Raw genomic sequence first — 22,804 nt, 5'->3', positions numbered from 1 at the left:
ATGTAAGACACGATGAAACTGCACATCTACCGCTCTACGCAACTGGGCCACGGCCTGGCGCTGCTTTTATTGTCAGGCGCCTTTGGCAGCGCCTCGGCCGCTGACTTCGTTTATACCGTACAGCCTGGAGATCATCCCTGGAACCTGGCCCAGCGCTATCTGAAAAAACCCGCCCTGGCGCTGGCGCTGCGGCAGCGCAACCATATTCCAGACGATCACCGCATCCCGCCGGGAACCCGCCTGCACATCCCCACAGACTGGCTCAGACTGGAATCGGCCCAGGTACGCGTGGCCGCCGTGGTGGGCGATACCCGCCTGGTATCTGGCCAAGCCGCAGCCCGTAGCCCAGAAGTGGGCGAGTTATTGCAAGCACCCGCCGGCCTGCAAACCGGCCCCACCGGCAGCGCCAGCCTGGAGTTTGCCGACGGCTCCCGCGTGCTGGTACGCCGCGATACCGCGCTGCAGTTACGCAGCACGCAGCGGCGCGTGCTGGGCCAGGTCAGCATGGTGGAGCTGGAATTGCTGCAAGGCAGCCTGGAAAACCAGGTCACGCCCATGGGAACCTCGGGCGGTCGTTTTGAAATCCGCACCCCGGCGGCCGTGGCAGCGGTGCGCGGCACCCAGTTCCGCGTCTACGCCGAAAAAGACAGCCTGCGCACTGAAGTGATAGAGGGCGCTGTCAAGGTAAGCAACCCGGCAGGCCAGGTCACCGCCTCGGCCGCCCAGGGCAGCCTAGCCCAGGCCGGCCAGTCGCCCGACCAGCCGGTGACGCTGCTGCCCGCACCGGTGCTGGACAGCTTGCCCGAGCGCATAGAGCGCCTGCCCATAGATTGGCCGCTACCCCCGGTCGCCGGTGCCAGCAGCTACCGCACCCAGCTGGCACCAGGCACGCAGTTCGTGGTGGCCGAGTCGGACGAAACCTCGCCCGCAGCCCGTATCCGTGCCCGCGACGTGGCAGATGGCAGCTACGTGCTGCGCGTGCGCGCAATCGACGCCCAAGGCCTGGAAGGCCTGGGCACCGAGCGCAGCCTGGTCGTACATGCCAGGCCCGAGCCGCCACTGCTGATAGAGCCCGCAGCCGACAGCGCCACCACAGCCACCCAACCCAGCTTCCGCTGGACCCTGGCCGACCCCAGCTGGCGCTACCGCCTGCAAGTCAGCGCCAAGGACCAACCAGCGCCGCTGGAAGACCAGGAGCTGGCCAATACCGCCAGCACCACAACCCAGCAGGACCTGCCCCCTGGCCAGTACCAATGGCGCATGGCGGCTATCCACCCCCAAAAAGGCCAGGGGCCCTGGGGTGATGCCCAAAGCTTCAGGCGCGTACTGCCAGGCCCGGGCGTAGACATACCGCCTCCCAAGGACGGCAACCTGAGCCTGCGCTGGACCGCCCAGCCCCAAACCGCCAAATACCGGCTACAGGTAGACATTGACAAGACCTTTGCCAGCCCGCAGACCGATGCGCAGACCGATACCACCCAATACGCCCTACAGAACCTGGCACCTGGCACCCACTATGTACGGGTGCAGACCATAGGCGAAGACGGCTACACCGGCCCCTGGGGCGGCACCCAATCCTTCACCGTGCCAGATGCACCCAGCCCCTGGCGTGTACTGCTTTTGTTGCTACCGCTTCTGGGCTTTCTCTGAGCACCTTTTTGCCTCTTGCCAGCCCACCCCGGCAGCGCTGGAGGCGGGCCATGCTGCGCCACGGCTGGTGGGGGGCAGGTCTGCTGGCGATTCTGCTGCTGGCCTGGCTGCAGCCCAGCAGCGTGCGTCGCCTGGACCTGCTCAGTTACGACTTGCTACTACCCGTACAAGCTCTGCCGGCACGGCCGCCGGTGGTGGTGGCGATTGACGACGCCAGCCTGGCCGAGCTGGGCCGCTGGCCCTGGCCGCGCTCGGTACATGCCGACATGGTCAACCGCCTGCACGAGGCGGGTGCCAGCGCCGTGGGCATAGGCATTCTGTTTTCCGAGCCAGACACCGAACACCCGGGCAGCGACGCCGCGCTGGCCGAAGCCATCCAACGCTACGGCCATGTGGTGCTGGCCGTGGCGCCCAGCCAGCAGGCCGATGGCGGCATGGGCCCGCAGCCTCTGCTGCCTGCGCTGGGCGGGGCGCTGACCACCTCCAGCCTGGGCCATGTGGACGTGGAAATCGACACCGACGGCGCTTCGCGCAGCCTGTTTCTGTACGCTGGCAACGGTGATGCGGTTTGGCCCGCCCTGGCGCTGGCGGTGCAACAAGCCGCCAGCAGTGCCCCGGCTCCGGCATTCAAGCCACAAACCACCTGGGTCCGCGCCCAGGAAGCCTTGCTACCGCGTGTGCCGGACCTGCCCACCGTGTCTTTTGCGGCGGCGCTACACAACCCGCAGCTATTGTCCGAGGTGCATGACCGCGTGGCCTTCATCGGCCTGACCGCCAGCGGCCTGGGCGGCGAGCTGGTCAGCCCGCTGGCGGGCCGCCAAAGCACTCTGCCGTCGGTGGTGCTCCATGCCAAAGCCTACGCGGCGCTGGAAAGCCATGGGCTGATACAACGCGCCTCGCTGCTGGCCACCATGCTGTTTTCCGTGCTGATGCTCAGCAGCCTGGCGGCCTGGCCCCGGCACTCCGGCCGGCGTGCCCTGCTGGCCAGCAGCCTGTTATTGCTACCCTTGCTGTGCAGTGCCGTACTGCTGCGCACGGCCCAGGTCTGGCTACCTCCAGCCATGGCCCAGCTGGCACTAGCGGCGGCGCTGCTGGTCTGGGTCGCGGGCCAGTTGCAAGCCGCCAACCGGCGTCTGCAGCGTGCCCGCCAACATGCCCAGGCCACCCTGCAGGCGCTGGACGAAGCCGTCGTCACCATCAATGCCCACGACGGCTGCGTGCGCTTTGCCAACCCCGCAGCCCTGCTGCAAGCAGGCGAACAAGACTTGCAAGGCCAACCCTTGCTCAGCACCTACCCGCTCACCCAGGACAGCCAGGCCCATCTGCGCCAGGCCGTGCAAACCTGCCTGGAAACGCGCCAGCGCATACATGTGCCCCAGCTGTTGAGCCTGCACGGGGCCAGCGGCATGCGGGCACTACGAGCCACAGCCAGCCCACTGTCCAGCCCGGAAGGGCATCTGGACGGCGCAGTGCTGGTGTTTTCTGACGTCACCGACGCCGTGGCCGCCGCCCGCAAGCTGGACTACGCCGCCAGCCATGACGAACTGACCGGCCTGCCCAACCGCGGCACCCTGCACGAGCGCCTGGCACTGGCTTTGTCGCGCGCGCAGCGGCGCGGCGGAAGCACGGCGATTCTGTTTCTGGATCTGGACCGCTTCAAGCACATCAACGACAGCATGGGCCACCGCACTGGCGACCAGGTGCTGAAGATCCTGGCCCAGCGCCTGCTGAGCATGTGCCGCGATACCGACACCGTCGCCCGCTGGGGCGGCGACGAATTCGTCATGCTGCTGGAGGATGTAGACGGCCACGAGGGCGCCGCCAGCGCCGCCGCCAAGGTGGTGGACGCGCTGGCGCGCGACATCGAGCTGGGCGCCGACTTCAACCACGCACGCCTACCCAGCTCGGGCAGCGTGGGCGTGGTGCTGGCTCCGCAGGACGGATCGGACCTGGAAGACCTGCTGTCCAAAGCCGACATGGCCATGTACCGCGCCAAGGAGCAACCGCGGGCCTGCTTCCAGTTCTGGTCCAACGACATGAACAGCCGCATGCACAACCGCCTGGCGCTGGAGATCGACCTGCGCCGCAGTCTGCGCGACGGCCTGTTCGTGCTGCACTACCAGCCCCAGTTCACGCTGAACGACAGGCGGCTGGTCGGCATGGAGGCGCTGATGCGCTGGCAGCGCACCCCCGAACAACTGGTCATGCCCGGCGAATTCATTGGCGTGGCCGAAGAGTCCGATTTGATCGTAGACATGGGCGCCTGGGCCGTGCTGCAGGCCGCGCGCCAGGTCGCGCTGTGGCTGCGTGCCGGCCTGCCGGCGGTACCGCTGGCGGTGAACGTTTCGGCACGCCAGTGCATGAACCGCGACATCGTCCAGGTGGTCCGCCTGGCCTTGCAAGAGACGGGCATCCCGCCGCACATGCTGCGGCTGGAAATCACCGAAACCACGGCCATGGCCGATGCCGACCAGGTCATCAGCCTGCTGCATGAAATCCGTGCGCTGGGCGTAGGCTTGGCAGTGGACGACTTCGGCACCGGCTATTCCTCATTGGCCTACCTGAAACGCTTCCCGATAGACGAGCTGAAGATCGACCGCAGCTTTGTGATGGACATCGCCACCGACAAGGGCGACGCCGCCATCGTGCGCGCCACCATCGCCCTAGCCCATGGCCTGGGCCTGAAAGTGGTGGCCGAAGGCGTGGAGACCGAAGAACAAAACCAGATACTGATCGCCAAGCAATGTGACATCGCCCAGGGCTACTGGTTCGGCTATCCGCAGCCACTGCACGTGGCCACCGGCCTGCTATCGAATAAATAGCTGCTTGCGCACAATATACCTGCATCACAGCCATTTCAAACAGATAACCCCCAGATGCCGCCCCCCGCGGCACTGCACCGACAATAGGGTGATGCATGACCCCATGGACACCTATTCCCAACTGCGCGCGGGCCAGCTGCAAGGCATAGAACGGCTGGACCTGTCCTGCGGTTTGACCGAGTTTCCGCGCGAAATATTTGACCTGGCCGACAGCCTGCAGATACTCAATCTGTCAGGCAACGCGCTGACCCAGTTACCCGACGATCTGCACCGGCTGCACCGCCTGCGCGTACTGTTCTGCTCCAACAACCCCTTTACCGAGCTACCCGCCGTACTGGGCCAGTGCAACAGCCTGCAGATGGTGGGCTTCAAATCTAACCAGATCCGCCAGGTGCCGGCCTCGGCTTTGCCGTCCAGCCTGCGCTGGCTGATCCTGACCGACAACCAGATCGACAGCCTGCCCGCAGCCATAGGCCAGTGCGGCCAGCTGCAAAAGCTCATGCTGGCCGGCAACCGGCTGCGGCAGCTGCCGCCCGAGCTGGCGCGCTGCCGACAACTGGAGCTGGTACGCATCTCGGCCAATCAGCTGACCGCCCTACCCGACTGGCTGCTGGAGCTACCCCGCCTGGCCTGGCTGGCCTATGCCGGCAATCCGCTGGATGCCGAACGCGCCCCCTCGTCGGCCCTGCCTATCGATTGGGAGCAACTGCGCCTGCAGCACGTGCTGGGCGAAGGTGCCTCTGGCGTGATCCACCAGGCCGAGCTGCACGACCACGCGACCCCGCGCACGGTGGCCGTCAAGCTGTTCAAGGGCGCGGTCACCAGCGACGGTTGGCCGCACAGCGAAATGGCAGCCTGCCTGGCCGCTGGCGCACACCCGCACATCATTCCAGTGGCTGGCCCGCTGGCCGGGCACCCGGATGGCACGGCCGGCCTGGTGCTGGAATACATACCGCAGCATTTCAGCACTCTGGCCGGACCGCCCAGCCTGCAGAGCTGTACCCGCGATGTGTACCCGGCGGGCACGCAGTTCACACTGAACAAAATCCTGCGCATCGCCCTCGGCGTAGCCCGCGCCGCCGAGTACCTGCACGGCCGAGGCCTGCTGCACGGCGACCTGTACGCCCATAACCTGCAGTGCGATGCAGACGGCAATTGCCTGCTGGGCGATATGGGTGCCGCAACCTTCCTGCCCGCCGACACAAGCCTGTCCCAAGCCCTGCAACGCCTGGAGGTACGCGCCTTTGGCTGCCTGCTGGAGGAACTTCTGGCCCACGCCGACAGTCCGGCAATAGCTACCTTGACCGCGTTGCGCGACAGCTGCCTGCAGCCCCAGCCCGCGCTACGCCCTCTTTTCACCCCCATCGTGCAGTGCCTGCTGTCACTCAACACCCTGAAGGAACCCGTAGATGTTGCATAGCACCCCCTTGATCACCACCATAGCCACGGCGCTCGGACTGGCCCTGGTGTTCGGCTTTCTGGCCGTGCGGGTGAAGCTGCCCGCACTGGTCGGCTATCTGCTGGCCGGGGTGTTGATCGGTCCGTTCACACCCGGCTTCGTGGCCGACGGCCAGATCGCCGCCGAGCTGGCCGAGATCGGCGTGATGCTGTTGATGTTTGGGGTAGGCATGCATTTCTCATTGGACGACCTGATGTCGGTGCGCAAGATCGCCCTGCCCGGCGCGATACTGCAGATCGCTGTGGCCACAGCCATGGGCGCAGGTGTGGCGCATTTCTGGGGCTGGCCCATGGGCGAGGCCCTGGTATTTGGCCTGGCGCTATCGGTGGCCAGCACCGTGGTGCTGTTGCGCGCGCTGGAGTCGCGCGGCGCGCTGGATTCGATGAACGGCAAGATCGCCGTGGGTTGGCTGGTGGTGGAAGACCTGGCCATGGTGCTGGTGCTGGTGCTTCTGCCCCCGCTGGCTGGCGCTTTGGGTGGCACCGTGCCCGGCGACGGCCACGGCGGTGGTGGCAATCTGTGGCTCAGCCTGGGGCTGACGCTGCTGAAGGTATCGGCCTTTGTCGGCCTGATGCTGGTGGTGGGCCGGCGCGTGTTCCCCAAGCTGCTGTGGCTGGTGGCGCGCACCGGTTCGCGCGAGCTGTTCACCCTGTGCGTGATCGCTGCTGCCGTCAGCATCGCCTATGGCGCGGCCACGCTGTTCGGCGTGTCGTTCGCGCTGGGCGCCTTCTTTGCGGGCATGGTGATGCGCGAGTCGGAGTTCAGCCACCGCGCCGCCGAGGACTCGCTGCCGCTGCGCGAAGCGTTTGCCGTGCTGTTCTTTGTGTCAGTGGGCATGCTGTTCGACCCGATGGTGCTGGTGCAGCAGCCGCTACAAGTCCTGGCGGTGCTGGCCATCATCATCGTGGGCAAGTCGATTGCCGCTGCAGCTCTGGTGCTGGTGTTCCGCTACCCGCTGAACACGGCGCTGAACGTGTCCGCCAGCCTGGGGCAGATTGGCGAGTTCTCCTTCATCCTGGCCGGTCTGGGGGCCAGCCTGGGGCTACTGCGGCCCGAGGGCCAGAGCCTGATACTGGCCGGTGCCCTGCTGTCCATCGCCGTCAACCCACTGGTGTTCAAGGGCGCGGACTGGCTGGAGCAGTGGGTGGAAGCCCACCCGTCGCTCAAGCAGCGGTTCGCACGCAGCACCGACCATCTGGCCGAGCTGCCCATGGACACACATGAGAAATACCTGTCGCGCCAGGTCGTGCTGGTGGGCTATGGCCGGGTTGGCAAGCGTCTGGCTGTGGAGCTGGGTGTGCAGGGCATCCCGTTTGTGGTGGTCGAGCAAAACCGCGAACGTGTGGAGCAATTGCGCGCCAGCGGCCTGACCGCCGTATCTGGCGACGCGGCCGATGCTGCCGTACTGGTACAGGCGCACATTGCCCACGCCAGCATGCTGGTGGTGGCCACGCCCGACGCCTTCAATGTGCGCCAGATGGTGGAGAACGCCCGCATGCTCAACCCTGCGATAGAAACCGTGGTGCGTACCCACAACGAAACCGAGGCCGAACTGCTGCAGCAGGAAAAGATCGGCCGTGTCTTCCTGGGTGAAGACGAGCTGGCCCATAGCATGGGCAGGCATGTGCTGGAACGGTTTGGCAAGACTGCAACGCCCAGCCACGCATAAAGCGCCGGAAAAAAGACAAATAAATAGCTGCTAGCGCACATTCTGCATGCGCTAGCAGCTATTTATTCCATAGCGCCGTCAAGCAGACGGCGGCTGGATTCAGACGATGGCGGTCAGTTCCGAAGAATTGACGAAGCCGGTGCCGGCGCGTGGCCATTCCACCAACACGCCCTTGTCGGTCTGGGCGATCACATAACCGTCGGTACGCAAGATGCTGCCGCGACGCACCAAATTGACGCGCTCGCCTGGAACAAACGTGGCAGCAGCGACGGTGAACAAAGATTTCAAAAAGAACAGAACTTGCATGGTAAATATCCTGAATGTTTCAGACCCTTGGGGGGGCCTGCCGGCACAGCGGCCGTGGTGGTTTAGTGAGACTGCAGCCAGTCCCGCTGGCGGGATTCCAGGTCGGCTAGCGACTGGGATTTGCTGAGATAGCTCTCAACATCGCTGGATTCGTGCTGTTCAAAACTACGGCCAATTGCCTGGGCAGCACGCCGAGCGGACAACAAAAAGAAGAGAGCGATGTTCATAGCTAGAACTCCAAATTTAGAGGTTTACCCTTTCTAGGGTTAACCCTAGTATCGCACAAAGTGGGTGCGCTCGTGCACGAATATGTGCGCATGAGCCGAGTTTGTTTGCGATAAGTCACACTTAGGTGCATGGCCGGCAACACACAGCCGCACCCAACGCCGCCTAGATCCGGCCTGCAAGGCACTTAAAAACCAGTGGTGAAATGCCCGATAGCGCAGATAGATGCTCTGCAGTCAGCTATTGAATCAATAGCAACTACCAAAGCCTCTGCAGACGCCCGTCCACCAGGCGCAGGCCACGTGTGGCCATGGCACGGGCTTCGCCCTCGTCGTGCGTTACCAACACGGCTGCCATACCGGCCTCGAAGATGCGCTGACGAAACTCAGCCTGCAGGCTTTGGCGCAGGGCCGCATCCAGCGCGGAAAACGGCTCGTCCAACAGCAAGGCGCGCGGCGCGGTGATGAGTGCGCGGGCCAGGGCCACACGCTGCTGCTCACCGCCCGACAAGGTCCACACGTGCTGCCGGGCGTGGCTGGCCAGGCCGAAACGCGCCAGCATGGCCTCGGCGCGCTGGCGGGCCTCGGCTTTTTTCACCCGTTGCTCCACCAAGCCGAAAGCCACGTTGTCACGCACGTCCAGGTGCGGGAACAGCGCAAAGTCCTGGAACATCAAGGCGAAGCCGCGCCGCTCGGGTGGCAGTCGGGTGATGTCCTGCGTATCGAACCAGACGCTGCCGGACTCGGCCTCCTCCAACCCGGCCGCTATTTTCAAAAGCGTACTTTTGCCACTGCCGGACGGGCCCAGCAGGGCCACGATTTCGCCCTCGGCCACCTGCAGGCTGAGCTGGTCGGCCAGCAGTCGAGAGCCGTAATGTTTGGTGATGGATCGCAGTTCAAGCATGGGGAGGATGGGTGGGTTCCGCCCGTCGCGGGCCTTCGATCAACGCAAACGCCGCCAAGGCCAGCGCCATCAGCAGGCAGGCCAGCACTAGCGCCGCGTCGCCATTGGCTGCACCGGGCCGCCCCAGGCGTTGGTAAACCAGGGTAGTCAGCGTGGCCCATTCTGGGCGAGATAGAAAAAGGGTGACCGCAAACTCGCCGAGCGCCGTGGCGGCTGCAAATGCCATGCCGCGGCGCAACGCGGGTGCGACCAGCGGCAGCGTGACACGCCAGAACAGCCGCCAGGGGCTGGCCCCCAGGCTGCGCGCCGCCTGGGACACATGCGCGGGCAGGCTGTCCAATGCGGCTGCCAGGGACTTGGCGACAAAGGGGTAAGCCAGCACGGCATAGGCGCACAGCAGCAGCGCCAGACTGGCAGTCCACTGCGGGTACAGCAACAACAGGCCAAAGGCCACGGTGATGGGCGACACCACAAACGGTAAAAAGGCCGCCGCGCGCATCGCCAGCGACTGCTGTGCCGCCAGCGCATGCAACAGCCCCAGCACGCTGGCCAGTAACAGCGCCACAGCCGAAAAGCGTAAGGTGTTCCACAGCGCGACCAGGGTATCGGCCTCCAGCAGCACGGCCCAGATCTGCCAGCCCGCGTGCACCGCGCGCCACAGAATCGCCGCGATAGGTGCAGCGCAGAAAAAAACCAGCACCGCACATGCGCCCCACACGCCCAGCCAATGTACGGGTCGATTGGGACGGCGACGCGCGATGGGCTGCACACGGCCGGGCACGGCCAGGCGCTTTTCAATGGCGGCATAGCCCCAGGCCACGGCGCCAGTCAGCAGCAGCATCCACAGCGCCAGCAAGCTCGCCGGGGCCAGCTGCAGCTCGTGCGCGACCAGGCTGTAGATCTCCACCTCCACCGTCGCATAGCGCTGGCCCCCCAACACCAGGGCCAGGCCAAAACCGGCAAAGCAATACAAGAACACCATGCACAGGCTGGACGCCAGCCAGGGTGCGATTGCCGGCCACTCGACCCGCCAGAAGGCCCGCCACGGGCTGGCACCCAGGCTGCGCGCGGCGGCCACACGCTGGGCATTGACCTGCTCCAGCGCCTCCACCCCAGCCCGCACCACCACGCACAGATTAAAAAACAGATTGCCATACAGCAGCAGCCAGGGCGAGTCCTGTAGCTCCAGTCCCAAGGCATTGCTCAACAAACCACGCGGCCCCCACAGCGCCAGCACGCCCACTGCCGCCACCAGGGTGGGCACCACGAACGGCAGCATCAGCAGGCGCAATACCAGGCGGCGCCCGGCAAACTCCCAACGCGCCAGCACCCAGGCCACGGGCAAGCCCAGCAGCAAAGCGGCGACACAGGTGGCGCCCGCCTGCAAAAGCGACCACAGCACGCGCCAGCGCAGATACGGGTCGGTCCATACCGCCCAAAGCGACGGCGTGGGTCCAGTGGCCAGCTCCCCCCAAAAACCTTCAAACCCCAGCCGCAGCACGGGTGCCACCAGCAGCACCGCCAGGCACAGCAGCGGCAGCGCTGCCAGCAAACTCTGGCGGCGTGTGATCGCCATTTATTTCAGTACAACTTGGGTCCAGCGCGCGACCCAGGCCGGGCCCTTGTCGGCGATGGTCTCGGCGGGCAGACTTTCAAACGCGGTAGGCTCAACTGCATGGCGCATCACGTCGGCCAGGGGCGTGTGGGCTTCCACCGGATACATCCACATGCTGGTTTGCAGGGCTTGCTGCACCGTACCAGCGCGCATGAAGCGGATGAACTTGGCGGCGGCTTCGCGCTGCCCGCCACCCGCGACCAAGGCCACACCTTCGACCTGGCGGAACACGCCGCCTTTGAGGAACAGGTTGGCGGTGGGCGATTCGCTGATCTTTTCCTTGCTGTAGAACACCTCGGCCGCCGGGCTGGTGGCGTAGCTGACCACCAGCGGGCGGCTGCCGCCGTTGCGGCTGAATTCGGTGTAGTAGGCCTCGGTCCAGCCCTTCACCACCTTCACGCCATTGGCACGCATGCGGCCCCACCAGTCAAAGGCTTTCTCCTCGCCCATGCCGGCCACGGTAGCCAGCAAGAAAGCGTAGCCGGGGCTGGAGGTGGCGGGGTTGGGCACCACCAGCAGGTTACGGTAGGCCGGCTGGGTCAAATCCTCCAGCGTCTTGGGCAAGGCCAGGCCGCTCTTGGCGAAGGCGGCCTTGTCGAAATTCAGCGTGACGAAACCATAGTCCACCGCCACCACATTCGTGCCCACCTGTGTCACCGGCGAGCCCTGGGTATAGCTCACGGGCTCCAGCACCTTGGCGGCCTGGGCCTTGGCCACCAGCGCGTTGTCCAGGCCAAACACCACGTCGGCAATGGGCTGCGCGCGGGTCAGTATCAGCTTGTTCAGCATTTCACCCGCATCCCCGGCCTTGATCAGGCTGAGCTTGACGCCGGCATCGGCCTCGAACTGGGCCAGCAAGGGCTTGGGCAGATCAAAAGAGCTGTGCACCAGCACACGCAGCTCCTTGTCGGCAGCCAGGGCAGGGAAGGTGCAGAGTGCGGCCAGCGCGGTGGCGGCCCAAGTGAACGTACGGCGTGTACTAGTAGCGCGGCGGTGGAACATGCTTGCCTTTCAATGCGCCGGCGCGGGTCGCATGGAAGGCCGCAGCCCCATCACGCTCCCTACGCTGGCATGACCCAGATCAGGTGTGTGGGGTATTTCTCAGCCCGCTTCAAAGCAGGCACCCCCGGTGAAGCGTGGGATTGTAGAGTTCTCCCTGCTGGCGCTGGACAAACTTGTGGATAACCCGGGCAAGCGTTTGTATATGCAGGCTAAGCCATTGATTTACAAAGACAAAGCTTACAGCGCCTATTTTTTAGGCAAGTGGAATACTAAGCCTTGGCGGTCATACGGCCCTTCAGGGCGCCGATGGCAACCAGGGCCGTGGGTACCAGAATCATGGCCCAGATGATCTTGTCCAGGTTCTGCTTGACCCAGGGAAAATTGCCAAAGAAGTAGCCGATGGTGACGATGCCCACCACCCACAGCACGCCCCCCAGCACGTCAAAAAACACAAACTTGGCCCGATTCATCACCGCCACGCCCGCCACAAACGGCGCGAAAGTGCGCAGGAACGGCATAAAGCGTGCAGCCACCAGGGTCAGGCCGCCATAGCGCTCGTAAAACGCATGGGCCTGGTTGAAGGCCTTCTTGTTGAAAAAGCGCGAATCTTCCCACTGGAATACCTTGGGGCCTAAATAACGGCCGATGGCGTAATTGCTCTGGTTGCCCAAAATCGCCGCGGCCAGCAGCAGCCCGACCGACAGCGGATAGGACATCAGCCCCACACCGCACATGGCGCCCACCACGAACAGCAGCGAGTCCCCCGGCAGGAACGGCATCACAACAACGCCGGTCTCCACAAAAATAATCAGAAACAGCAGGGCGTAAACCCACAAGCCGTAATTGCTTACAAAAGCCTGCAGGTGCTTGTCCACGTGCAGAATGAAGTCGAGAAGTTGCATGAGAATGTCCATGGGCACCGATTATCGCCAGCATCGCAAGACAAACGGAAGACAGCCATGACACGCCACACCCATCTGCTCATCATCGACCCCCAGAACGATTTTTGCGATCTCCCCCCAGGTGCCGGCGGCAGCCCTGCCCTGCCGGTCACCGGCGCCCATGCCGACATGCAGCGGCTGGCAGCCTTCATCCGCGAATATGCGGCCCGGCTGACCGACATCACCATTACGCTGGACTCGCACCACCGGCTGGACATCGCCCACCCCACCTTCTGGCTGCAAGGCGACGGCAGCGCCGTCACTCCCTTCACCACCATCACGGCGGCGGATGTGAACGCCGGCCTGTATCGGCCGCGCGACCCCGCCCACCTGGGCCGCAGCCTGGCCTACCTGGATGCACTGGAAGCGCGCGGCCGCTACACCCTGATGGTCTGGCCGGTGCACTGCGAGATCGGCACCTGGGGCCACAACGTACACGCCGATGTGCACGCCGCCTACAACGCCTGGGAAGACCAGCAGGGCCGTAGCGTCACCAAGCTCAGCAAGGGCAGCAACCCCTGGACCGAACACTACAGCGCGGTCATGGCCGAGGTGCCCGATGCGCAGGACGAGGCCACCGGCCTGAACCACACGCTGATGGCCGCCATGGACCAGGCCGACACCCTGCTGATTGCCGGCGAGGCCAGCAGCCACTGCGTGCGCGCCACCACCGAGCACATCGTGGACCACCTGGCCCGCCACAAACCCCAGCGCATCGTGCTGCTGACCGACTGCATGAGCCCGGTGGGCGGCTTCCAGCTGCAGCACGAAATGTTTTTGCAGGACATGCAAAGGCGCGGACTGGAACTGGCTAGCAGCCAGGACTTGTGGCTATAAGCCCGCCAGCGCCCCTCAGGTCGCGCAGTGACTGCGGCCGATCTGCGGCGCCCTCTAAAATCACCCGGTGAACGCCCCCATCCCCCCCCCCCTGCTGTCCCCCAGTCCCCGCCGCGTCATCCGCGAGCTGCCCGATGAACTCATCAGCCAGATCGCCGCAGGCGAAGTGGTGGAGCGCCCGGCATCCGTGGTGCGCGAGCTGGTCGACAACGCGCTGGACGCCGGCGCCACGCAGATCACGCTGCGCCTGCTGGCCGGCGGCGTGCGGCTGATTGCGGTGGAAGACGATGGCGGAGGCATCCCGATGGAAGAGCTGCCCATCGCCCTGAAGCGCCACGCCACCAGCAAGATCCGCGACCTGCATGAGCTGGAATCCGTAGGCACCATGGGTTTTCGTGGCGAAGCCCTGGCCGCTATCAACTCCATAGCTGACATGGCAATCGCCTCGCGCGCTAGCGGCCAATCGAATGCATTTCTGCTGGACGGCCGCAGCGGCGAACTGAAGCCCGTGGCGCGCAGCACCGGCACCACGGTAGAAGTGAAAGAGCTGTTCTTCAGCACCCCGGCCCGCCGCAAGTTCTTGAAGACCGATGCCACCGAGCTGGCCCACTGCGTGGAAGCCGTGCGCCGCCATGCGTTGGCCCGGCCCGACGTAGGCTTTGCCATCTGGCACGAGGGCAAGCTGGTCGAACAATGGCGCGCCTGCCCTGCACCCCACAGCATCGACGCGCTGTCCGAGCGCCTGCGCGACGTACTGGGCGATGACTTCACCGAGCGCTCGGTGGCGGTAGACCACCGCAGCTCTATGCGCGACGACGGCGGCCAGGCCGTGCGCGTCTGGGGCCGGGTCGGCATTCCCGACGCGGCGCGGGCCCGGCCCGACCAGCAGTTTGCCTACGTCAACGGCCGCTTTGTGCGCGACAAGGTCATCACCCACGCCGCCCGCAGCGCCTACGAAGACGTGCTGCACGGCCAGCGCCAGCCGGTGTATGCGCTGTATGTGGAGATCGACCCGACCCGGGTGGACGTAAACGTGCACCCCACCAAGATCGAGGTGCGCTTCCGCGACAGCCGTGAAGTCCACCAGGCCGTGCGCCGCGCCGTGGATGCAGCCTTGGCGGCACCGCGCGCAGCCGCTGCTGCAGTAGCCGCAGCAGCGAGCGCCACAACACCCGCCACCAGCCCGCCGCAAGAATTTATACAAAACAAGGCTCCAGCGCAGGTATTATCTGCGCAAGCAGCTATCTATTTCGCAGCACCCACGCCGCACAAGGTGTCGGACTTCGAAGCCCTGTGGCCGGTGACCACGACCGTTGCGGCGCCCGTGCCCAGCCCTGTAGCCCATGCATACGCCGCTACACCCACCGCAGCCCCGGTTGCCGCGGCCAGCGCCCCCACCACCCAGCCGGACCAGCCCAACGAGGCCTGGCCACTGGGCCGCGCCATCGCCCAGTTGCAAGGCATCTATATCCTGGCCGAAAACAGCCAGGGCCTGGTGGTGGTGGACATGCACGCGGCGCACGAGCGCATCGTCTACGAGCGGCTCAAGGCCCAGCTGGCGAACACAGAGCATGCGCGCATCAGCAGCCAGCCTCTGCTGATCCCGGTCACCTTCGCCGCCACGCCGCAAGAAGTCGCCACCGCCGAAGCCCATGTAGACACACTGGCCACGCTGGGCCTGGAGATCAGCCCGTTCTCGCCCAAGACCCTGGCCGTGCGTGCCGTGCCCACTAGCCTGGTGCAGGGCGACGCGACCGAACTGGCACGTGGCGTGCTTGCAGAGCTGGCACAACATGAAGCCAGCACCGTGATCCAACGCGCGCACAACGAACTGCTAGGCACCATGGCCTGCCACGGCGCCGTGCGCGCCAACCGCCGCCTGACCCTGGACGAAATGAACGCCCTACTGCGCCAGATGGAAACTACCGAACGATCCGACCAATGCAACCATGGGCGCCCCACATGGCGACAAATCACAGTGAAAGAGCTGGACACCTTGTTCATGCGCGGCCGATGACCATGCAGCGCACACTCCTGTTGCTGGCGCTGCTGGCATGCCAGTTTTCCAAGTCTGCCCAGGCCGAAAGCGTGGACTGCCACGTCAGCTACGGTGGCGAGACGCAGATCATTTCAGCCCAGCCCGCAGCCACGCCCTACACCGTCGCACCGACCTCCATCGGCTCGTATTTCATGTTCCGCTTGGTGTTTGAACGCCAGCCACCCGGGCTGGCCGCCATCAAGCTCTATACCTATGCCGACCGCGACCCGCCGCAGGGCGCGGTGATGCTGCACCAAGCCGACTACCTGTATCCGCCGCCACCAGCGCCAGGGCCGTATGGTTTCACCGGCCTGCAGCGCGTGTATGAGCCCATACGCGACGGTGAATTGCAATACTGGTGCGGCTGGAAGAAATGATGAAACATACCTTGCTCGCCGCGCTGCTCTGCGTCCCCCTGCTGGGCTTTGCCGCGCCCGCTGAATCGAAAAAAGTCGAGCTGCTGTTCGGCGGCGATGTCATGCTGGACGACGGCCCCGGTCGCCTGATCGCCGCCGGCGGCGACCCGCTGGCAGCCATCGCCCCCATCCTGCAGGCGGCCGACGTGGCCATAGGCAACCTCGAAACCTCGGTTGCCGCCACCACCACCGGTACGCCGCTGGACAACAAGATCTACACCTTCCGCGCCCAGCCAAACACGGTAAATGTGCTCAAGGGCCGCTTCACCGCGATGTCGGTGGCCAACAACCACAGCGGCGACTTTGGCCGCGAAGCCTTCATGGAAACGCTGGCGCATCTGCGCAGCGCAGATATCGCCGGCTTCGGTGGCGGTGCGAACCTGGTCGAAGCGCACAAGCCCTACTGGATTGAAAAGAACGGCCTGCGCATCGCCGTGCTGGGCTACGACGAATTCAAACCCCGCTCTTTCGAGGCCGGTGCCAACTGGCCCGGCGTGGCCTGGAGCGAAGACAGCCTGGTGGTGGCCGATATCCGCGCCGCCAAGGCCGCTGGCGCCGACGTGGTCATCCCCTTCATGCACTGGGGCTGGGAGCGCGAACCCGAGCCCAGCCAGCGCCAGCGCCAACTGGCCAGGCTGATGGTCCAGGCCGGCGCCGATGCCGTGGTGGGCAGCCACCCGCACGTCACCCAGGGCGCCGATGTGGTGCTGGGCAAGCCGGTGATCTGGAGCCTGGGCAATCTGGTGTTTGACGGCTTCGAACTGCCCGCCGCCAAGCTGGGTTGGCTGCTGCGTCTGAGCGTGGACAAGCAAGGCATTCGCAGCTGGAACACCGTGGCCGTACGCATGGACGCCGACGGCACGCCCAGCCCCGACACCAGCCTGGCCACGCCCTGTGGGCGCCGTGGCAGCGCCAAGATAAGCCACTGCTGACTTTCTGGTAGCCTCCGGCGCATGTCTGCGCCGTCTGCCTCCCTCTCCGCCACACCAACCGCCCCCACCCCTCTTCCCCGCTGCATCGCCCTGGCAGGCCCCACGGCCTCGGGTAAAACCGCCGCCGCACTGGCGATTGCGCAACGCATGCCGGTGGAGATCATCAGCGTCGATTCCGCGCTGGTCTACCAGGGCATGGACATAGGCACGGCCAAGCCCACGGCAGCCGAGCTGGCCCAGGTGCCGCACCACCTGATCAACATCCGCGACCCGCTGCAGGCCTATAGCGCGGCCGAATTCGTGGTGGATGCCGAACGCCTGCTGGCCGACATCACCGCGCGCGGCAAGCTGCCGCTGCTGGTGGGCGGCACCATGCTGTACTTCAAGGCGCTGTTTGACGGCATAGACCCCATGCCCACCGCCAACCCCGCCATCCGCGCCGGACTGGAGGCTGAAGCCGCCGCGTACGGCTGGCCCACACTGCACGCCCAGCTGGCCCTGGTCGACCCTATCACCGCCGCCCGGCTGCAGCCGCTGGACGGCCAGCGCATACAGCGTGCGCTGGAGGTATACCGCATCTCCGGTCAGCCTTTGTCCAGCTTTCATGCTACAAAAAACGCAGCTGCCAGCGCAGATAGAACCTGCGCTACAACCCTTATTTCTTTGGAACCTCTGGACCGCGCCTGGCTGCATGCGCGCATCGCCCTGCGCTTTGAGCAGATGCTGGCCGGTGGCTTTCTGGACGAGGTGCAGGCCCTGCGTGCGCGCGGTGACCTGCACCTGGATTTGCCCAGCATGCGCTGCGTGGGCTACCGCCAGGCCTGGGAGGCCTTGGATGGACTCTGGCCCATGGCTGAGCTGCGCGACAAAGGCATCTTCGCCACCCGCCAACTGGCCAAGCGGCAGATCACCTGGCTGCGCTCCATGCCGCAGCGGCGCATCGTGGCCTGCGAGGCGCCAGACGCTTTGCAGCAGGTACTCGACATCGTGGAGCAGGCGGTATGAGCCTGGTCATCAATGGCCTGGCCAAGCGCTATGGCGACAGCACGGTCTTCACCAATGTGTCGCTGCGCGTGGCGCCAGGCGAGTTTGTCGCCATCGTCGGTGAATCTGGCGTGGGCAAATCCACGCTGCTGAACTGCATGGCCGGGCTAGACAGCTGGGACAGTGGCACGGTACATATCGCCGGGACTGACCTGGGCACGCTAGGCAACGACCAGCGCGCCCTGTTGCGGCGCCAGCAGGTGGGCTTTGTGTTCCAGGCCTTCCATGTACTGCCACATCTGGACGTGGCGCAAAACGTGGCCTTGCCGCTGATGCTGCTGGGCCAGAACGATGCGACGCGGGTGGAAAGTCTGCTGGAAGCCGTGGGCCTGGGTGGCCTGGGCGCACGGCTGCCGCAGCAGCTCAGCGGCGGCCAGCTGCAGCGCGTGGCGATTGCCCGTGCCCTGGTGCACCGCCCGGCCCTGCTGCTGGCCGACGAACCCACCGGCAACCTGGACCCCACCACCGCCGCCAAGGTAATGGATGCGCTGCTGGCCCAGACCCGGGCCCAGGGTGCGTCTCTGGTGCTGGTCACCCATTCGGAGTCTGCAGCGGCGCGGGCCGACCGTGTGCTGCATCTGCGGGTCGACGGTATATCCGAATAAAAAAGGCCACTAGCGCAGATAGAACCTACGCAAGCAGCTATTTATTCAATAGCAAAATAACTCCAAGCCAAGTCTATAGACAGAACGCAGGCCGTCCAGAAACACCGCAGAACTGGCTTTGCCAGGCTGCTGGTGTTGCCCCCTGCGTGTCGCATCGACTTTTAGAAGCCGATGCGAGGGGGGGGGCGAAAAGTGCGAAGCACTGTAGCCTGGGGGTGAGCTTAGAAAGTCGTTTCAGCGTGCAGGCTTTGGCGTGCGGGCAGGTAAATGGAGAAGATGGCGCCGCCATCGGGCATATTGCCGGCCACCACGCTGCCCTCGTGGGCTTCGATGATCTTCTTGCAGATCGTCAAGCCCAGGCCGGTGCCGCCCGAGCCGTCCTTGCTGCTGCTGGACTGCACAAAGGCGTCGAAGATCTTTTCCAGCTCGGCCGGCGGCACGCCCGCACCGTGGTCGCGCACGCTGATGCAGATGCGGCGGTCTTCGGTGATCTTGCCTTGCACCACGATTTCGCTCCAGACGGGCGAGAATTTGATGGCGTTGGCCGCGATATTGCGCACCACCTGCTGGAAGCGCACCGGGTCCACCTTGGCGATCAGCGGGCGCTCGCCCAGCTCCACCACGGTCAGCACATGCTTGGCCTGCAGCAGGGGGCTGAGCTCGTGCAGCACGGCGTGCACCAGGCCGCGCAGATCGGCCCGTTCCAGGTTGATGCCGCCTACCGAGCTTTCGATCTTCGACACGTCCAGCAAATCATTCACCAGCGCCAGCATGCGCACGCCCGAGGCGTGGATGTCGCTGAACATGCCTTGCAGCTTGGGGTTCTCGCGCCCGCGCATCACGCCCAGCTCCGAAAAGCCCAGGATGGACTGCAGCGGCGTACGCAGCTCATGGCTGATGTTGGCGATGAACTCCGACTTGGCACGCGAGGCTTCTTCCGCCGCCTCGCGCGCCTCACGGGTGGCGCGCTCGGCCTGGCGGAACTCGCTCACGTCCATCATGCTGCTGAGCAGGCTGGCGCCGCCGTCGCCCGAGCCGGGCACCAGCACCTTGTTCACCACCACGTCGCGGCGGCTGCCATCCCGGTGCTGTACCTTGATCTCGTAACGTACGGTGCCGCCTTCGCGCCATAGCTGGGAATCCCGCTCGCGCACCAGAGCGGCCTCGCTGGGTGGCATAAAAGCCTCGGGGTACTGCCCCACCACCTTCTGCCGTGCGTGGCCGGTGAACTCCTCCCAGGCGCGGTTGACGCTGGTGTACTGGCCCCGCTGGTTGAAGGTGGCCACCGGCGTGGGGCTGATCTCCAGCAGGGTGCCCACAAACGCCAGCTGGTGCTTCAGGGCCTGCTCGGCAAAATAGCGCTCCGACACATCCACCGCGCTGCCGGCGAAACCGACGATCTCTGACTTGCTGCGCAGCGGCACCACGGCAAAGTCCAGCCGCCGGGCCATGCCGTCCACCGTACGGATGCTGGCGGTGGTAGTGCGCACACCGCTGTCGCCCTGTAGCGTGAACAGGGCCTGCACGGCCTCCCGGTCGCTAGGCTCAACTACCTCGGCCAGGGTCTTTGACAGCGTGGTCTGCGTCACGTCGCCACGCAGGGCCAGCCAGCGTTCATTGGTGTAGGTGATGATGCCCCGGGTGTCGGTGCGGAAGATCAGCTCCTGCACGCTCTTCACCAGAACCTGCAGCTCGCGCTCGCGGTGCACTGCCTCGCGGCGCGCCAGCCCTAGCTGGACATAGGCGTTCTCCCGGGCGCGCAGACTACGCCGCGCCGCCCAGGTCATATAGCCCAGAAACAGACTGGTAAACACCGCCACCACGGCAAACGAGCGCATGGTCTTGACCCATTCGGCCACCACGCTGGCATAGGGCTGCTCAACCAAAACCACCAGCGGCCGACCTTTGGACAGGCGAAACGACACTACCTGCCGCTGCGGCACGGCGCCCTCACCCACATAGTTGGCATGCTCGATCGCGGGCAGGTAATGGCTAAAAACCGGGTGCTGGGCCAGCGAGGTGGCCGGCGCCAGCGTGCCGCTGCTGGCCAGCACGCTGCCCTGGTAGCTCAGCAGATAGGCCGCGTTTTGCGGATTGTCCAACGTCAGCAGCTGAAAGTTGGAGAACGCATCCGCATTCATCAGCGCCACCAGGTACAGAAGCTGGCGTGAGCGGTTGTGTTGCTGCGCACGCACCAGGGGAATAAAGCCGACACCAGTTGAAGGCGCCGCGTCCCGCCCAGCAAGGGCGGCCAGGCTGCGGCCTGCGACAAAGCCGCCTAGCTTTTCCTGGCCCTGCGTGGGCAGGGTACCCAGCCGATCCAGCGCGATATGTAGGCCCACGTCTCCGCGCACGCTGCTGGCCTGTACCACGCCGCTTGCATCCACCACAGCCAGTGAGCGCACGAGCGGCAGTCCGGCCAGGGCCTGGGACAAAAGGGCATTGCTTCTGTCAGTGCTACCCATGGCGTCGGTATTCGCCGTCTCTGCCGCCAGGTAGCCCAAGGCCACGGACACGGTTTCCACCGAGCGCGTGGCCTGGTCCTCCAGCACGCGGGCCTGCAGCTCGCCCCGGTCCTGGAAGCCTTGCACCACCTCCTGGTATTCGTACCAGCCCAGCAAACACAGCAGCAGCCAGGTCATCAACGTCAGCGACACACCAGCGGCCAGCACCACATTGCTGGACAGGCGGCGGCCTGCCTTGCGTGACGAGGGAGCTGACGCAGCGGCAGACGCCAAAATGACGGACATCAGCCAGGCACCACGATGGGCGACAGACCATGCCGAGCCGCCGCGGCGCTCAGCCGGCCATCGTGTTTGATGCGGGTGACAAATGCATTCAGCTGCGCCAGCCAGACGGGGTCACCCGGTTTAACCGCATAGCCATAGGGCACCACGTGAAAGGGCTTGGGCGGGGCAATCAGGCGGGCCCAGTCGGCGTTGTCCAGCAGGCGTCGGCTGTAGGCGTAGTCGGTCATGAACACGTCCACCCGGCCAGCCTCCAGCTCGCGTTCGCGGGTGGTCGGCGGGGCAATGGAAACAACCTGCGCCGCTTTCAGGCTTTCAATCATCACCGGCTCCATGAAGGTGCCCGCCTGTACGCCAACCAGTACGCCGGGCTTGTCGATGTCGGCCCATTGGCGCACCGTGCGGTTGCTCTGGGTACTGACGGCGTAAATATCGCTTTGCAGGTAGGGCTGGGTAAACCTCAGTTGTTGCAGGCGCTGGGGCAGCATGCCCACGGCAAACATGGCTACGTCGCAGCGGTCCTGCAGCAGGTCTTGCACCAGAGTGGAAAAGGAAGAGTCCACATACTCCACGCGCAGCTTCAGGTCGCGGCCCAGCTCGGCGGACAGGTCGATGTCGATACCCTGGAGCTGCTGGGTATTCGGGTTGCGATGGCTCACGCCATAGTATTCGGGCCAGATGCAAACCCGTATCTTGCCGCTGGATCTGACCCGCTCCACCACCGTGCCGGCCCAGGGACTGGCCATCCAAGCCAGGCTCAGACCAGCCACCAGAGCCAATCTCAGAATCCGCTGGAAACAAATACGACGCATAGTGCTAAATCCAGATTTCAGACGTTGTCGACCAGTTGGTTAAAGCTAGGACGGGTACGGTTGATGTCGTCGCGCAGGCTGATGAAGGTCTGCGCATTGGCAAGGAATATATCCACGATGTGGGGGTCAAACGCAAGGCCGCGCTGCTCCTTCAGCATCTGCAATGCAATATCGTCGGAAAAAGCACGGCGGTAGCAACGGTCCATGGTCAGCGCATCAAAAAAATCGACCACCGCCACGATACGCCCCGTCAATGGAATGGCTTCACCTTGCAGACCCGCAGGATAGCCCGTACCGTCCCAACGCTCATGGTGGGCCAAGGTCAATTCAGCCGCAAGTTGAAATAGCGGGATACGCGAACGCCCCAGAATGTCGGCCCCCATTTCCGAATGTTGGTTCATGGAGGCGCGCTCCAGCGGAGAAAATGTGCCAGGCTTCTTCAGCACAGCGTCAGGTATACCGATCTTGCCAATATCGTGCATGGGCGCTGCTTTACGCAACATGCGGGCCATGGCCGGACTCTGGCCCAGCACCAAGGCCAAGGCCTCGGAAAGATAGCCCATACGGATGATGTGCACCCCGGTGTCGTCGTCCTTCAGATCGGCGGCCAATGACAAACGAAACAAGGCCTCGTGGTGGGCACGCGCCACCTCTTCCAAGGCCTCATTCCGCTCCCGGTACATGCGGCCAAAATCCTCGATGAGTTTTTGCATCTGCAGACTTGCAGAGTCAGAGAAGCTGTTTCCGCCCAGGGTAGTCATGTTGTACTCTTTCGCAACAC

19 protein-coding genes and 1 riboswitch are annotated in these 22,804 nt (G+C 64.8%); of the genes, 10 read left to right on the top strand and 9 right to left on the bottom strand.

The window, feature by feature from the left end:
- The first annotated feature begins 12 nt into the window (after positions 1–12).
- The 4 genes from AC07R0_RS13770 to AC07R0_RS13755 all read left to right on the top strand — a co-directional run bounded on the left by AC07R0_RS13770 (position 13) and on the right by AC07R0_RS13755 (position 7,600).
- Positions 13–1,650 carry a FecR family protein gene (locus tag AC07R0_RS13770; RefSeq protein WP_495105234.1) on the top strand — a complete coding sequence of 546 codons (1,638 nt, stop codon included), beginning with the start codon at positions 13–15 and terminating at the stop codon, positions 1,648–1,650.
- A gap of 50 nt (positions 1,651–1,700) precedes the next feature.
- Complete coding sequence (locus AC07R0_RS13765) at positions 1,701–4,472, top strand: EAL domain-containing protein (RefSeq protein WP_495105233.1); 2,772 nt, start codon at positions 1,701–1,703, stop codon at positions 4,470–4,472.
- A 103-nt stretch (positions 4,473–4,575) separates the two neighbouring features.
- A complete protein-coding gene (locus tag AC07R0_RS13760; protein WP_495105232.1) occupies positions 4,576–5,892 on the top strand; it encodes a leucine-rich repeat domain-containing protein in 1,317 nt (438 codons plus the stop codon).
- Positions 5,882–7,600, top strand: coding sequence for a cation:proton antiporter domain-containing protein (locus AC07R0_RS13755; RefSeq protein WP_495105231.1), 1,719 nt, complete (start codon positions 5,882–5,884; stop codon positions 7,598–7,600). The genes AC07R0_RS13760 and AC07R0_RS13755 overlap by 11 nt, the downstream gene beginning before the upstream one ends.
- Before the next feature lie 99 nt (positions 7,601–7,699).
- On the opposite strand, the gene AC07R0_RS13750 is transcribed toward AC07R0_RS13755, so the two are convergent.
- From AC07R0_RS13750 to AC07R0_RS13725, 6 genes are all read right to left on the bottom strand, one after another.
- Entirely contained in the window at positions 7,700–7,906 is a 207-nt protein-coding gene (locus AC07R0_RS13750) for a hypothetical protein (protein WP_495074428.1), read from the bottom strand.
- Between the two features lie 62 nt (positions 7,907–7,968).
- Positions 7,969–8,133 carry a hypothetical protein gene (locus AC07R0_RS13745; protein ID WP_495074429.1) on the bottom strand — a complete coding sequence of 55 codons (165 nt, stop codon included), beginning with the start codon at positions 8,131–8,133 and terminating at the stop codon, positions 7,969–7,971.
- 256 nt (positions 8,134–8,389) lie between these two features.
- On the bottom strand, positions 8,390–9,034 hold the full coding sequence (locus AC07R0_RS13740; RefSeq protein WP_495105230.1) for an ABC transporter ATP-binding protein: 645 nt from the start codon (positions 9,032–9,034) through the stop codon (positions 8,390–8,392).
- On the bottom strand, positions 9,027–10,610 hold the full coding sequence (locus tag AC07R0_RS13735; RefSeq protein WP_495105229.1) for an ABC transporter permease: 1,584 nt from the start codon (positions 10,608–10,610) through the stop codon (positions 9,027–9,029). The genes AC07R0_RS13740 and AC07R0_RS13735 overlap by 8 nt, the downstream gene beginning before the upstream one ends.
- Positions 10,611–11,651 (bottom strand): thiamine ABC transporter substrate-binding protein, encoded by a 1,041-nt coding sequence (locus tag AC07R0_RS13730; RefSeq protein WP_495105228.1) that lies wholly within the window; start codon positions 11,649–11,651, stop codon positions 10,611–10,613.
- Positions 11,652–11,689: 38 nt separating this feature from the next.
- Positions 11,690–11,787: riboswitch (TPP riboswitch) on the bottom strand.
- A gap of 133 nt (positions 11,788–11,920) precedes the next feature.
- Positions 11,921–12,565 (bottom strand): VTT domain-containing protein, encoded by a 645-nt coding sequence (locus tag AC07R0_RS13725; RefSeq protein ID WP_495074433.1) that lies wholly within the window; start codon positions 12,563–12,565, stop codon positions 11,921–11,923.
- Positions 12,566–12,610: 45 nt separating this feature from the next.
- On the opposite strand from AC07R0_RS13725, the gene AC07R0_RS13720 reads away from it, so the two are divergent.
- From AC07R0_RS13720 to AC07R0_RS13695, 6 genes are all read left to right on the top strand, one after another.
- On the top strand, positions 12,611–13,429 hold the full coding sequence (locus AC07R0_RS13720; RefSeq protein WP_495099906.1) for a cysteine hydrolase family protein: 819 nt from the start codon (positions 12,611–12,613) through the stop codon (positions 13,427–13,429).
- Between the two features lie 67 nt (positions 13,430–13,496).
- Positions 13,497–15,446 (top strand): DNA mismatch repair endonuclease MutL, encoded by a 1,950-nt coding sequence (gene mutL / locus AC07R0_RS13715; protein WP_495105227.1) that lies wholly within the window; start codon positions 13,497–13,499, stop codon positions 15,444–15,446.
- Between the two features lie 2 nt (positions 15,447–15,448).
- Positions 15,449–15,844, top strand: a complete 396-nt coding sequence (locus AC07R0_RS13710; RefSeq protein WP_495105226.1) for a hypothetical protein — start codon at positions 15,449–15,451, stop codon at positions 15,842–15,844.
- Complete coding sequence (locus AC07R0_RS13705) at positions 15,844–16,815, top strand: CapA family protein (RefSeq protein ID WP_495074437.1); 972 nt, start codon at positions 15,844–15,846, stop codon at positions 16,813–16,815. The genes AC07R0_RS13710 and AC07R0_RS13705 overlap by 1 nt, the downstream gene beginning before the upstream one ends.
- Positions 16,816–16,836: 21 nt before the next feature.
- On the top strand, positions 16,837–17,820 hold the full coding sequence (gene miaA, locus AC07R0_RS13700) for a tRNA (adenosine(37)-N6)-dimethylallyltransferase MiaA (protein ID WP_495105225.1): 984 nt from the start codon (positions 16,837–16,839) through the stop codon (positions 17,818–17,820).
- Complete coding sequence (locus tag AC07R0_RS13695) at positions 17,817–18,464, top strand: ABC transporter ATP-binding protein (RefSeq protein ID WP_495105224.1); 648 nt, start codon at positions 17,817–17,819, stop codon at positions 18,462–18,464. The genes miaA and AC07R0_RS13695 overlap by 4 nt, the downstream gene beginning before the upstream one ends.
- A gap of 221 nt (positions 18,465–18,685) precedes the next feature.
- Here the strand turns inward: AC07R0_RS13695 and AC07R0_RS13690 are convergent, their stop codons facing one another.
- The 3 genes from AC07R0_RS13690 to AC07R0_RS13680 are packed head-to-tail and all read right to left on the bottom strand — an operon-like array spanning position 18,686 to position 22,784.
- Positions 18,686–21,214 carry a PAS domain S-box protein gene (locus AC07R0_RS13690; RefSeq protein WP_495105223.1) on the bottom strand — a complete coding sequence of 843 codons (2,529 nt, stop codon included), beginning with the start codon at positions 21,212–21,214 and terminating at the stop codon, positions 18,686–18,688.
- Positions 21,214–22,023, bottom strand: coding sequence for an ABC transporter substrate-binding protein (locus AC07R0_RS13685; protein WP_495105222.1), 810 nt, complete (start codon positions 22,021–22,023; stop codon positions 21,214–21,216). Before AC07R0_RS13685 ends, AC07R0_RS13690 begins: the two co-directional genes overlap by 1 nt.
- 17 nt (positions 22,024–22,040) lie before the next feature.
- Positions 22,041–22,784, bottom strand: a complete 744-nt coding sequence (locus tag AC07R0_RS13680; protein WP_495105221.1) for an HD-GYP domain-containing protein — start codon at positions 22,782–22,784, stop codon at positions 22,041–22,043.
- Positions 22,785–22,804: the final 20 nt, after the last annotated feature.

This window comes from Rhodoferax sp. GW821-FHT07F03, assembly GCF_059418745.1.
This window is presented reverse-complemented; position numbering and strand designations above follow the sequence as displayed.